The following is a 12879-nucleotide window of genomic DNA, read 5'->3' as shown; positions in this document are numbered from 1 at the left end:
CTTTTCAGCATTTGTGATTGTGTCGCGGCGCATCAGAGATGGAATGCGCATGGTTATGGTTGCCCGCACACTATAGCTTCACCCCGGTCTAAACCGTGGCCAGCGTAGAGGTACAGAATGGACAGCGCGTTGCCTTCAGTGCAATGCCGGACAGGCAATAAGGACACTCTTTCGTCGCCGGCGCGGCAGCAGCAGGCTTCACCGGGCGCTTCAGTCTATTGACACTCCGAACGAGAAGGAACACCGCGAAGGCCACGATGAGGAAGCTTATGATTGCATTGATGAAAACACCGTAATTCATCGTGACGGCACCGGCCTCGTGGGCCTGAGCAAGAGAAGAATAGGGGCCGGAGGCGGCGCCCTGTCTCAGCACTATGAAAAGATTGGTGAAGTCCACGTTGCCCAGCAACAGACCGATGGGCGGCATGATGATGTCGGAGACAAGCGAGTTGACGATGGTACCAAAGGCCGCGCCGATTATGATACCCACGGCCATGTCTACCACGTTGCCACGCATGGCGAATTCCTTGAATTCCTTCAGCACGCTAGACCTCCTTGCAGTTTTGTTGTGTTCCTCTGCTCTGCTTCCCATTTCACATATCTCTGCCAGACCCTGAACCAAACCCGCGCTATCGAATCAATCGCGTCAGACAGAATCGCCCGGCTGACTTCCCCAAACGGTGCCGAACCCAGGGCTTCCCAGTTCTTCAGGGTAACGTTTGTGTGGTCATACCCCTGAGGAATCATGGAGTACGAGAGAAGATAGGAATGCTGACATACGGCGCTCATGAAGTCCCAAACGTTGTTGTTCTTGTCCCCAAACTCTTTGGTGAACGTCCTGTTCTTCAGAGAGTCATCAACGGCTCTCAGATACGAAGACTCATATTCTTCGTCCGTACCGGAAAACATCAAAGGATATCCATTGGAGTCGTAAAAGAATCGTTCGTTGTCCTCGTCAATTCGATAGTAGTGTCTGACGGCTTCGTCCCACCGGCCCTCCACGTGCGCGTGGAGATTCTTCCCCTTCGAAAACATTCTGGCGTCGCAATGAAAAGGCACGTGCCCGTCTGCCACGTAGTGGCTCAACATGAAGAGTATTAGAGCGATCTGGTTGTCGCTTGGCGAGACGGGCGACCCCTTCTCTTCGCCTTCCTGTGTCTTGAGATGGTCTATCACCGAATGCGCGATGGACTCGCATCGATCGGGTAGATTCGTCTCTTTGTCTATCACGAAGGACTTCTCTCTCAGCGGAGATTTCTTCGTGCATTCCTGGATCAAGTACGTGGCCGGGAGCGCCTTGAACATATTCTTGCTCTGATCTTTTTCGGCTGGTGTGATCTTCAGAACGTGACTGCTCGCCATGTCCTTTATCATTGAATCGGGATACCATGCCCCCCTTATCACGCCGTCCTTGTGATTCTTGAACCACCTGGTCAGGGAGTTGGCACACTCCCGATCTGCGGTAGATAGCTTCACGTCCTCCAGTCTCCTGATCGCCGCAAACGCCAACCATGCATGAGTAAACTGCTTCATGACGAACCTCCCTCAGGCTACAGGTCCTCACCTGCGAAGGGTCGCCTGATAGGCGATGGACGTACGCCTGCCGCTCGCGACGGTGACAAGGCGCCTTCTCAGGAAACCCGCATCGTTCACAGACTATGACAAGCGGGGTTCCCGGTCAACGTCGAATTGACCGTGCGCGGTCGCGCCGACGAGAAACGGGGAACGACTCCCCCCCGGACCGAACGCTCTTATCTCATTAAGAATAGGGCGGTTGTGCCGTGCTGGCCGTCCAGACCCGCTGAATTCCTTGCTTCTCGGGATATCTTCTGATATAATAATGTATTAGAGAGGCGTAACAGAGTGTCGTCGAGTCCCCACGGACTTGAACGACACGTGTCGGAAGGAAGGTTGCCGTTTCGGTAGCCTATTCGCTGGGGAGCGAGCCGGTGAGAGCCCCAGCTCACTTGGTGTAGAACCTGACGGAAGGACGGAGGATATGTGCAAGAGCAGAGGTCTTTCTCTGGACAGGCGATTCGTTGTCGCAATCTTCAGTGTTGCGTTGCTAGCCCTGTGGGCCCCGTGTCTGCTGGCGGCGCTGGGAAACGGTAAGCTTCAGATACACCACGTCGACGTCGGACAGGGAGACGGGGCTATCATCATCAGCCCGCTGGGCCAAGTCGTGCTGGTTGACGAGGGCCCGTACAATAACTGCTCGCCGATCGTGAACTATGTTCAAAGTCTGGGGATAACAAGCGTTGACTACCACTTTGCGTCACATTACCACTCCGACCACATCGGCTGCCTGTGCAACCTTCTTAGTGCCGGCGTCGCGTTGAACATCGCCGGATACGACAGAGGCTCTTCCTATACCTCCCAGACCTACAACAACTACGTGAGTTGCCTGGGCAGTAAGAGGCAGACGATGGTTAAGGGTCAAACCATCACGCTTGACGCCGGTTCAGCCTATCCCGTCGTCATCAAGTGCGTGGATTTGAATGGGGCCGGGGTCTACGGCGGGACGGACGAAAATGCACTCAGTATGGTTCTAAAGATCACGTACGGCGGTTTTGATGAGGTGATGGGAGGTGACCTCACGGCAAGTCCCTCAGTGGAACCCACGGTCGGGCCGGAGGTGGGAGACGTGGAGGTGTACAAGGTCCATCACCATAGTTCTGCTACGTCTTCATACGACACTTGGCTCAATGCGACTACCCCAGAGGTGGCCGTGATTTCTTTGGGCAGCAACGGCTATGGTTACGTTAGGTCTGAAAGTCTCACGAGACTTCACAACCACAACGTGAAGACGTACTGGACCGAGATTGGTTCTGGAGCCTCTCCCGTTGAGGGTAAGGACAAAGTCGGAGGAACAATCATAATCCAAGCTGACCCTTGGCCCGGGGCGGCCTACACGGTAACAGGAACGGGCTTTGTTGACACCTACTATAATACCTGGCCCACCACAGTGACAGAAACGACCTGGGGTAAGATCAAGGTATTGTATCGGTAAAGGCTGCTTGGCTCTATCACCCCTTGCTTGAAGCGCGCAAGTAGTACGAGGCCTCACTGCCTTAGCAGTGAGGCCTCTTCCCTATCACAATGGGAACGCGATTCTGTCTCCAGGCTTCGCTTCCGTTCTTGCACAGTCCCTCGTTTTCCTGTTATACTGGTGTGTTTGGCTGTGTTGCGCCGAGCGTATCCAGAACGACGCTCCGCGTGTGCGTTGGAACAACGCACGTCCCACACGAGTGGGAGGCTACGCCCTCGCGCGCAAGTCGTGCGTGTCGCTTCCGGAGCGGACGCTTATGAGTGGGCATTCGCGCCGCTCACTCCGGATTGCCAACCTAACTATTAGCACATAATCGGAGGAGTCGCCGATGGCCCAAGAAACCACTGAGAAGACTGACGAGCAGGCTCCACCGCACGAGCCTCCCTACGTTGAGTTCTTCCCATCCGAATGCAAGGGCTGCCAGTTGTGCGCCGATGCTTGCCCGAAGAAGTGCATTGTCATGTCAGAGAGTCTCAACGAGCGCAGCTACCATCCAGCTACCTACGCGGGCGAAGGCTGCACCGGCTGCGGGATTTGCTTCTACGCTTGCCCCGAGCCGGGTGCGATCAAGGTCTACAAGAAGACCAAGACAACGGACGACAAGAAGACCGAAGACGAGTAAGAAATGTCAGAAGGAACACGCAGGAAGAATGTGCAGGGACAGAGATCAAGAGAAGGCGAGAAAGCAGGAGTAGCCGAATGAAGCGAAAGCTGATGAGAGGTAACGACGCCATCATAGCAGGAGCGATTCTGGCGGGTTGCAGGTCATTTTTTGGCTACCCGATTACGCCTGCCAGCGAGATCACCCACGCCGCCGCGAAGTGGATTCCCGAAGCCGGCGGCACGTTCATACAGGCCGAAAGCGAAATTGCATCGATAAACATGGTCTACGGCGCCTCGTCCGCCGGCCAGAGGACCATGACGGCCTCTTCGAGCCCCGGTATGAGTCTAAAACAGGAAGGCATCTCCTACTGCGCCGGCTCCGAGTTGCCTTGCGTTGTGGTGAACGTCATGCGCGGAGGCCCCGGACTGGGCAACATCGCGCCTGAGCAGAGCGATTACAACCAGATGGTGAAAGGCGGGGGGCACGGAAACTACAAGGTCATCACGCTTGCGCCGAACAGCGTCCAGGAAATGTGTGATCTCACAATTCTTGCGTTCGAGCTCGCCGACAAGTACAGAAATCCCGTCGGAATACTGACCGACGGTTTCGTCGGCCAGATGATTGAGCCACTCATGCTACCGGAAAGGCTGAGCCCGCCACCCGAGAAGTCTTGGGCCGTGACGGGTGACAAGGAAACGAAGGGCAACCTCATAAGCTCGATATACCTGTCGCCGGAGGAACTTGAAGAGCACGTGAGCCATCTGAAGAGAAAATACGACGACGTGGAGGCGAAAGAGGTTCGCTTCGAGGAATACAAACTGGACGGCGCAAAAGTCGTGACGATAGGCTACGGAATTGTATCGAGAATACTCCACACCGCCGTGAATGCGGCGAGGACGGCCGGGCTCCCGGTCGGTTTGCTGCGCCCCATCAGTCTCTGGCCGTTTCCGACCAAGAAGATTCGTGAACTCGCGGAGAAAGTCGACGCGTTTTTCGTGTGCGAGCTCTCGACCGGACAAATGGTCGACGACGTGCGTCTCGCCGTAGAGGGGAGAAGGCCCGTACATCTTTACACCAGGTACGGAGGCTCCGTCCCGACGGCGGAGGAGTTGCTGGAAAAGATCAGGGAGAAAACCTGAGCTAGAGGTACCGACGTATGGCAGTTGAAGTTCTGAAGAAACCACGCACATTCTACGACAGTTACCAAAGGAAACCTGGGACGGACAAGATCACGACTCACTACTGTCCCGGTTGCGGGCACGGCAATCTTCACAAATTGATCGCCGAGGCCCTCGACGAAATGGGTCTGAGCGACAGGACCATTTTCATTAGCCCCGTGGGTTGCAGCGTGTTCGCCTACTATTACTTCGACGTCGGCAACGTACAGGTTGCTCACGGAAGAGCTCCAGCGGCCGCGACCGGTATCAAGCGCGCTCATCCCGACAAGATCGTGATAACGTACCAGGGCGACGGTGACCTCGCGGCGATAGGATGGAACAACGTGTTCCACGCCGCAAACAGGGGCGAACACATCACGGTGTTTTTTGTCAACAACGCGATTTACGGCATGACGGGAAGCCAGATGGCGCCGACCAGTCTCGTCGGGCAGAAGACGATGACGTCGCCCAGGGGAAGGGACCCCAGGAACGAAGGATATCCCATAAAGGTCTGCGAGATCCTCTCCGTACTGGAAAGTCCTGCGTACATAGAGAGAGTCTCTCTCGCCGACACGAAGTCCATCAATCAGACACGGAAAGCTGTGAGAAAGGCTCTCCAGTGCCAGGTTGACGGAAAGGGGTTTTCGCTTGTCGAAGTCCTTTCTCCTTGTCCGACGGGTTGGAGAATGGAACCGCGCGACGCAAAACGCTGGGTCGCCGACGTGCTAACACAAAACTTCAAGCTCGGGGTCTTCAAGGACGTGACTTCGGAAAGGGCTCCCTATTTCTTCAAAGACCCTGACGGTGCGCCACCATTTGACGAGATAAAGAGAATTCTCGGTTGGGAAGAGAAGGAGAAAGAGTCGCCTCTCCCGAAAGTCTTTCCGTCTCCGGAGAACAGAAACCCGCAGTTCAAGATAGCAGGCTTTGGCGGCCAGGGGATTCTCGTTCTCGGGCTAGTGCTCGCCGAGGCCGGAATGAGACAGGGGTATCAGGTGAGCTGGCTGCCCTCATACGGGCCGGAAATGCGTGGCGGCACCGCGAACTGCCACGTCATTCTGAGCGATTCCAAGGTGGGCTCACCGCTTGTATCGCGCCCCACGGTGTTGATCGCACAGAACAGACCTTCTCTTGAGAAGTTCGAGTCTGACGTCGTCCCGGGAGGCCTCATTCTCTACGAGAGCTCGCTCATCGATAGACCTCCGCAGAGAAGTGACGTGAGAGTGTTGCCGGTGCCGGCTGCGAAACTTGCCGACGACCTCGGTGACACGAGAGTGTCGAATATGGTTGCACTCGGAGCCCTGATAGAATATACATGTGTCGTCTCAAAGGAGGCCGTTCTCCAAGCCATCCCCATTTCCGTGCCGAGAAAGGACTTCTATGAACTCAACAGGAAGGCTCTCGAGACGGGAATGGAGTACGCGCGCTCTCTCAAGAAGTGATGCCTCAATGCATCGTGTTTGGATCGCGGCGTTGCGTGTGGATCCGAGCTGCATCTCCGAAGCTGCGAACTGGAGGTTTAGATGAATCTCTTTGGCAAGCTCAGGCTGCAGATCTCACCCAAGACGTCCCAATCGTGTTCCCAGCCTTCGACGACCGTGCCGCTCTCAAACACAGTCGCCTCCGACCTCGCCACCCCCGGCGACACCACCGTGCCTCTCGTAACCACGCCGCCACGTCAGATTTCCAGACTGCAAAGTGCGGGGCAGACCGGTTATCTCTCGGGCAGGCCCGGCCTCGCCAGAGCTCTCTGGGCCGCGCACCCGAACAAGACCACCAGAAAGTTGAGAAGACTACTTGTGTCTTGGGAAGAACTGGGCTTCTTTTTCTCGTTCTCGCGTACGCAACCTCAATTGTCTCCGGCAGCGGAGAACTCCTTTCTCAAGGCCAAGGTTGCGGTGGCCAACTCGGTCAGTTTTCTGAAGTCCATTCACGGCATGGGTGACATCAGGAGAGAAGCGAGCACGAAGGAAAAGGACTTCATAGAGATTCTCGAGCTGTTCCCTTCCCTTGACTCTGCTTTGGCGGTGAGTGAGGAGGACAGAAGAGAACTCTTTCATGCCTGGCATTCTCTGTACCTTTTCCTGCACAGAGTGCTTGGAGCCGACCCCTATGAGGTTCCGGGAGAAACAGTGCCCTTCGCGGCCGGCGCACGCAGAGAGATTGGAGGGGCCAGGAGAAACGTCAGGCCACTCAGAGAAGGAAAGACGGCCTAGGTCCTACCACGCAGCCGCGAATACCAACCCGGCGCCTATAGAAAAGACAAGCCAGAACAGGGCGTAAAGGGCGGCGTTCTTCTTACCCAAGAACTTTGACGCCATCAGAATAGTCGGTAGGCAAGTTCCAGTTGAAGAGAGAAGAAACGTGAAGGTGGCACCCGGCGACAGGTTGACACTCAAGAGCGCCTTTGCAATGGGCACTTCTTCGCCGCTACACACGTAGATCGGCACGCCCACAACCGCTGCAAGAATGAAAGCCAGAGGGCCGTTCCCCAGCAATGAAGGTATGAGGTCTGTGGGAACGAGCACCGAAATGACTGCCGAAATCGCGATCCCAATCAAAAGGTAACCCCATAGATCCTTGAGTATCGTGAGAAGGTTGGGAAAGAATGCGTTCGCACAGCCACACGAAGTTACACTGGACACGATTGATCCCTTGGGCAAGGACGGCGCCTCCGACTCGACCGGACGCCGCGTGAAACGCTCTATCGATATGCCCAGGACAATCGCCCCCGCGAAGGCAGCCACGACCCTGGCGACCGCAAACTCCGGACCCAGCCATCCCCACGTGAGAGCAATTGTGACCGGACTCACGACTGGTGCCGTGACAAGGAAGGCCATAACGGCGCCCAGGGCCGCCCCCCTTTCTCTCATTGCTCGAGCCAGGGGCATCATGGAGCAGGAACAAACCGGTAGTAGCCCACCCAAAACCGAGAGGGCCAGTATGGATCTTATTCCCGGTTTCAGGTGGCGATCCACAATGCTTAGCGGGAGCCAACTCTTGAGAGTCGCTCCGGCAAGAGCTCCGAGGACAAAGTACGGAGCTACCTCCAAGATAAGAAGGCCGAATTGACGGACTATTTCTATTACCTTGTCCAAGCTCTCCTCCGCCGGCAGGTAATGCGGTGAGACTACGTCGAAAGCGACCTCTGTGCGATGAGCTTACGGCAAAATGGCATAAGCTAGAAAAGAGGGTGGTGTCGAAGAAACCACTAGAAGGACAAACCACGTTTCCGAACGGCACACGGTCAGATCGGAAATTCGACACCACCCTCTATTATTCTCGAGAAGCAAGCGTCGTAGCAGACCTCTCTCGCCTGGTGCTCGCGCCTATTTCAGCACACAGCATTCCACCGGGCAGACTTCTGCACACGAGCCGCATTCGGTGCATTTTGCGTGGTCAATCACGTATATCGGATCGCCTTCACTGATTGCACCCTCAGCGCATTCAGGTTGGCATGCTCCACAGGCAATGCACTCCTCTGTTATTTCGTATGGCATCCAGCTCACCTCCTGACATCAGAAGTGCACCTACATTCAATTAGAACGAGGCAGTCTATCATCTGGCACGCGTTGAAGCAAACGAAAAAACTTGAGTCAACCGTCGTTGCTTGACCCCGGCAGGTTCCCCTCTGCCGGCTGGAATTGTGCGCTTTCAGCAGGGCACTCACTTGAGCAGGACGATTTTCTTGGTGAGGAGTGGGGTGCCATCGACCCTGAGCAGCACGAAGTATATTCCCGAACCTACGAGTCTTCCGCTTTCATCGCAGGCGTTCCAGGGGGCAGAGAGTGCTGCGCCGTTTGCAGGGCATGTTCCTCGTGTGAGATCGCGAACGTGTCTCCCGGCCGTGTCGAACACGTCCAGAGAGAATCGTCTTCCAGCGAACGACGAAGGCAGGTTGAAGCGGAACGAAGTTCGCTCCGCAAAAGGATTCTGTCCTTGAACGCTTAAGGCGAGTTTCCTCTCTATTGCAGGAGCGTTGGAGGGATTCTCGTCAACTCCGATGTACGCCACGATTCTAAAAAGTGAGTCGCTTTGATCGCTCGTACTGTTGGGGCCCCAATCATAGACAGTCGCTCGCACCAGGCAGCTATCGGAATACGTCTGGGGAATGTTCCAAAGGTAAGACGTGTCCTGCGGCGACGGCCGGGCTATAAGATATGGAAAGGTCGAACCGCCGTCGAGCGAATACTCGAGGACGACGGAATCAATTGCGGTTTCGTCTCCGGCCTTCCAGCGTATCTCGAACTGCTCTCCCTGAACCAGGGTTTCGGCGCCGCTCGGCTCGAACAGGCTCACCCAAGGAGGGGTAACGTCGGGCTGGGCAAAGAACTCTGCTATCTCGTCGCAGTTGATGTGCCCGAAATAGCCGGACGCATCATCGACTATCTTCAGATAGACACTCTCTCCCTTGAGAGAACGCACCAGCCAGACTCTTCTGTCCATCGTGTCGGAATTCCTTCCTGTCTCGCTGAAAAGCAAGGAATCGTCAGAAGCCCTGTAGAGCGCCACGAAAGCGGAGTCGGGGTGATTGCCGCCGCCTACGAGAAGGCTGATACTGTCAGCTTGAATCGTAAAAGGATAGCTCTTGGCGGAGCCTCGCGCGTCTTCCCCCAACGCCCAACCGCTCCAACCGGCCTGAAGCGGTCCCTGGAAGTACTCCATGGTTCCCAGCCAGGAATTCCCGATATATCCGCAGTGTTCGCCACCTCGCTGCCACGAATTGTCTCCGAAGGCAGGCTGGTAGTAGAGGGCTTCGCCGCTGATATCGTACCAGTGCTCGGCCAAGGGATGCGGACCTTCGGTGTTGGGGAGGTCATCATCCCATCGCAACGTGTCTATCTTGACAGCCGTGTTGACGGTGTCTCCCTTCAAGAACTTGCTGAATCTGGAAAACAGCTCGACGCCGTCGCCATTCAGGATCTCCGGGGCGATGCCCGAGTCCACAACCCGGCGAGCGCTGATGTCCCAGCCGGAATAGAGCGAGTCCGAAGCCATGTATGACGTGCCCGGCGGGCTGTCTTGTTCGGAGAAAAACAGTCTGTACGTGTCGTTTCTCTTGATGAGAAAACATGACTCAATCGCGTGCCACCGATCCGTGCCGGAGTGAGTGTAGATGGGACCGTTGTCCGTCCAATTGAAGAGGTCCGTTGAAATCGCGGAGGCTACCACCCCGCTTCCGTCGTTCGCGTGGGCCGTCACGAGCAGGTAGTAGGTTCCGTCTTCGCAGTATACGTAGGGGTCGCGGCAACTTGAGTACTGTACAGTGCTGTCCCAAGCCGACCAAGCGGTGTCGGGTCTGAAGATCGGATTGCCCGCATACTTCGTCCACGTGAACAAATCTTCCGAAGTCGCAGCCCCTATCCGTTCCACCTCGTTGGAGTCCACGCCCGTGTAGTACATGATGTAGCCGCCGGCAGGGTTTTCCATGACGAACGGCGCCCACACCGCCGCATTTTCCCACGTGTGACTTTGGACAGCGAGTACCGGAGGGTGAATGTTCCAGTGTTTCATGTCCAGGCTCGTCGCATGCCCTATGCTGTCAACCGCCAGGCGAGAACTGGAATAATCAGGCCCTCGCTGGTAGAACACGTGATAGACAGAATCGACCTTGATAAAAGCGTGATCTTTGATGACCCACCCTGGTTCGTGGAGGTAGCGCTGGTCAAAATCGATTTTCAGCAGTGCAGCCGAAACGCAAGGCGAGTTCAAGAGCGCAACAGATAGGCAGCATCCATAACACAGCGCGGCAAGAAGCACGGTACGCCCACGGAGAAACGTGGCCAGTCTGGCACTGATCTTACTCTCTCGGGTCATGTCTTGCGCACTCTCCATGAATGACAACCACCCCGCCACCGGTGATCATAACACAATTGTCATGGACAGACCAGCGAAGGTCTCGATCCCTTTGCGTCTCCCGCGCGAGGCGTCGCACAAAGAACGACCCTATCACTCCAAAGCCCGAAAAGCAGAGTGACAGGATAGTTCACGAGCTCGACTGCAAGAACGAGGAAGTCCTCAATCCCGCGAGATCTGAGTCCAGGGGGAATCTTTTTCTTCATTAAGTGAACCGCGTCGAACCCGGCGTTCTCAAAGAGTCGCGTTATGGTCTGGGGATTGTATTCGAAAAGGTGATACGGCGCCGCCGCTATCGACCTGGTCTTGTTGAACAAACCGTAGGCAAGAACACCGAGCCTCCGCCACAGGGCATTGAGCGCGGTCGGGCCACAAACGACCACGTGACCGTCGGGCGCAACGATCCTTCGCAACTCGCCGGCGAAACCGACCGGATCCGGTATGTGCTCCAGCACGTCTGCCATGTAGATCACGTCAAAACTGTGAGGAGGAAACGCTGCCTCGCTAAGGCTGCCGCAGAAGACGTCCAGGCCGAGTTTGGCCCGAGCGAATTCCGCCGCCTCCCGTGAAATCTCGACTCCCTTGACCTTCCATCCGGCTTCTCGCGCGGCCTTGAGAAGCCATCCTCCGGCACAACCGATCTCGAGCAACCTACCCCCGGTTTTCCCCGTGAGTTCGCGGATCAGCTTGAGAGCCGAGGCTGCTTCTCTCGCAAAAGGCTCCTCGGCGCTGAAATAAGACGCGGGCGCAGAGCCGCAGCGGAAATCGCTCTCGAAGTACTGTGCGCCGTACATTTCTTCCAGTGTCTCCCTGTCGGGCTGGACGGAAAGAAAAACGAGTCCGCAACCGGTGCATCGGCAGCCCGGGAACGGTTCGTGCTGGTACCAGTACTCGAAGGGGAGTCTCTTGAGATTGGTGCTCCTGCAGAGAGGACAATGAGTTATGCTTCTCGTGATCTACTCCTCTCTCGGTCCCTGTCTGTCTCCCGGCTCTGCGGGCCTGTCTCTTTAGTCAGGAACTGAAGCGTGCCCGGCAGGAACCAGAGCCTACCCGCCAGGAACCAAGGTGCGCCCGCCAAAAGACTAGCCGCCAGAGTTTACCCACTCCAGCGGCTCAGTCGTAATCCAGGGCTGACCCTCAGCGCAGCAGAAAACAAAGTGCGCATCCCTACTGACAATATTATACCACGTAAGCTGGCCGGTCTCAAGTCAAATCGACGAAGGCCATTCGATTGTCCCTCTGGGGCGTCTCCAACGCGAGCAAACCCTCTCGTCCCCACATCGGAAAGCTTCTCTCTCCCCTATTTCCCTTGAGTCATCTCCTTGATAACTGCTGTGATGAGAGTTATCAGTTCTCTATCCTCGGGAGATGAGTTGGTTCCTGTCGGGACGGCCGGTCGGACCGCGGCTCGGGGGGCGGCTCCGGTCGTGGCTCCCGCTATGCTTCCTGGGCTTCCGCTACAGTATCCACAGCTCTCACAGTCCGGGAATTTTCCTCGCACACCCGCCTGTTTTCTCACTTCCATCAGTTTTTCCACTTGCTCGCGGGAAAGCACGTTTACGTTTCCGAGCAACCTCGCCGTCAGGAGGATCTTGGCGAAGTGCTCCACGGTTTCCATCCTGTAATAGGCTTGCAGGACATCTTCCCCCAACGTCACGACGCCGTGATTGGCGAGCAAGAATGCTTCAGATTTCTCGACGTACGGCCTTATGGCTTCGCAAACCTCGTACGTGGAAGGCGTGCCGTAGGCTGCGACAGGCACCGCGCCTAGACTCACCACTACTTCCGGCAAGATACATTGCGCGAGCGGAATGCCCGCAACGGCGAACCCCGTGCTTACTGGCGGATGCGCATGGACGACGGCCCTGACGTCAGGACGCTTCTCGTAGACAAGGAGGTGCATCTTCAGTTCAGAAGAGGGCTCTCCCCTCCCGGCGATCTTCTTCCCCTGCGTGTCGACGAGTACGACGTCTTCCGCACTCAGAAGGCCCTTGCAGACTCCGCTTGCCGTTGTGAGGATCTCTCTCGCGTCGATCCGAATGCTGATGTTGCCGTCGTGAGAGGCAACGAATCCTTTCAGATAAAGTCTGCGACCCGTCTCGATTATGTCTTTCTTGTGTTGGAACTGAGCACTCAAGGATAGTCACCTTCGAAAGTGGGAGAAGTCCCACCGAGACTCGGCCATTTGCACAAACGTGAGAGATGCACGTTCA

General features: G+C 56.2%; 12 protein-coding genes. 5 read left to right on the top strand and 7 right to left on the bottom strand.

What is annotated here, in order from left to right:
* Positions 1 to 88: 88 nt before the first annotated feature.
* Together mscL and NTX17_08645 are read right to left on the bottom strand one after the other, a co-directional pair.
* The gene (gene mscL / locus NTX17_08650; protein ID MCX5801440.1) at positions 89 to 544 is read right to left on the bottom strand and encodes a large conductance mechanosensitive channel protein MscL; all 456 of its coding nucleotides are present in this window, start codon (positions 542 to 544) and stop codon (positions 89 to 91) included.
* Complete coding sequence (locus NTX17_08645) at positions 538 to 1533, bottom strand: hypothetical protein (protein MCX5801439.1); 996 nt, start codon at positions 1531 to 1533, stop codon at positions 538 to 540. Before NTX17_08645 ends, mscL begins: the two co-directional genes overlap by 7 nt.
* A gap of 466 nt (positions 1534 to 1999) precedes the next feature.
* On the opposite strand from NTX17_08645, the gene NTX17_08640 reads away from it, so the two are divergent.
* The 5 genes from NTX17_08640 to NTX17_08620 all read left to right on the top strand — a co-directional run bounded on the left by NTX17_08640 (position 2000) and on the right by NTX17_08620 (position 7026).
* Complete coding sequence (locus NTX17_08640) at positions 2000 to 3010, top strand: hypothetical protein (GenBank protein MCX5801438.1); 1011 nt, start codon at positions 2000 to 2002, stop codon at positions 3008 to 3010.
* Between the two features lie 367 nt (positions 3011 to 3377).
* Positions 3378 to 3671 carry a 4Fe-4S dicluster domain-containing protein gene (locus tag NTX17_08635; GenBank protein MCX5801437.1) on the top strand — a complete coding sequence of 98 codons (294 nt, stop codon included), beginning with the start codon at positions 3378 to 3380 and terminating at the stop codon, positions 3669 to 3671.
* A 77-nt stretch (positions 3672 to 3748) separates the two neighbouring features.
* On the top strand, positions 3749 to 4792 hold the full coding sequence (locus NTX17_08630; protein MCX5801436.1) for a 3-methyl-2-oxobutanoate dehydrogenase subunit VorB: 1044 nt from the start codon (positions 3749 to 3751) through the stop codon (positions 4790 to 4792).
* 17 nt (positions 4793 to 4809) lie between these two features.
* Positions 4810 to 6252 carry a 2-oxoacid:acceptor oxidoreductase family protein gene (locus NTX17_08625; GenBank protein ID MCX5801435.1) on the top strand — a complete coding sequence of 481 codons (1443 nt, stop codon included), beginning with the start codon at positions 4810 to 4812 and terminating at the stop codon, positions 6250 to 6252.
* 81 nt (positions 6253 to 6333) lie between these two features.
* Positions 6334 to 7026, top strand: a complete 693-nt coding sequence (locus NTX17_08620) for a hypothetical protein (GenBank protein ID MCX5801434.1) — start codon at positions 6334 to 6336, stop codon at positions 7024 to 7026.
* Positions 7027 to 7029: 3 nt separating this feature from the next.
* On the opposite strand, the gene NTX17_08615 is transcribed toward NTX17_08620, so the two are convergent.
* The 5 genes from NTX17_08615 to NTX17_08595 form a co-directional block, all read right to left on the bottom strand.
* Positions 7030 to 7908, bottom strand: coding sequence for a permease (locus tag NTX17_08615; protein MCX5801433.1), 879 nt, complete (start codon positions 7906 to 7908; stop codon positions 7030 to 7032).
* 231 nt (positions 7909 to 8139) lie between these two features.
* Positions 8140 to 8310 (bottom strand): 4Fe-4S binding protein, encoded by a 171-nt coding sequence (locus NTX17_08610; protein ID MCX5801432.1) that lies wholly within the window; start codon positions 8308 to 8310, stop codon positions 8140 to 8142.
* Positions 8311 to 8476: 166 nt separating this feature from the next.
* A complete protein-coding gene (locus NTX17_08605) occupies positions 8477 to 10627 on the bottom strand; it encodes a family 43 glycosylhydrolase (GenBank protein ID MCX5801431.1) in 2151 nt (716 codons plus the stop codon).
* A gap of 59 nt (positions 10628 to 10686) precedes the next feature.
* Positions 10687 to 11460 carry a class I SAM-dependent methyltransferase gene (locus NTX17_08600; GenBank protein MCX5801430.1) on the bottom strand — a complete coding sequence of 258 codons (774 nt, stop codon included), beginning with the start codon at positions 11458 to 11460 and terminating at the stop codon, positions 10687 to 10689.
* 506 nt (positions 11461 to 11966) lie between these two features.
* Positions 11967 to 12803, bottom strand: a complete 837-nt coding sequence (locus NTX17_08595) for a class II aldolase/adducin family protein (GenBank protein MCX5801429.1) — start codon at positions 12801 to 12803, stop codon at positions 11967 to 11969.
* Positions 12804 to 12879: the final 76 nt, after the last annotated feature.

The organism is Candidatus Eisenbacteria bacterium, from assembly GCA_026388185.1.
Classification (GTDB): domain Bacteria; phylum Eisenbacteria; class RBG-16-71-46; order JAFGJU01; family JAFGJU01; genus JAPLKG01.
This window is presented reverse-complemented; position numbering and strand designations above follow the sequence as displayed.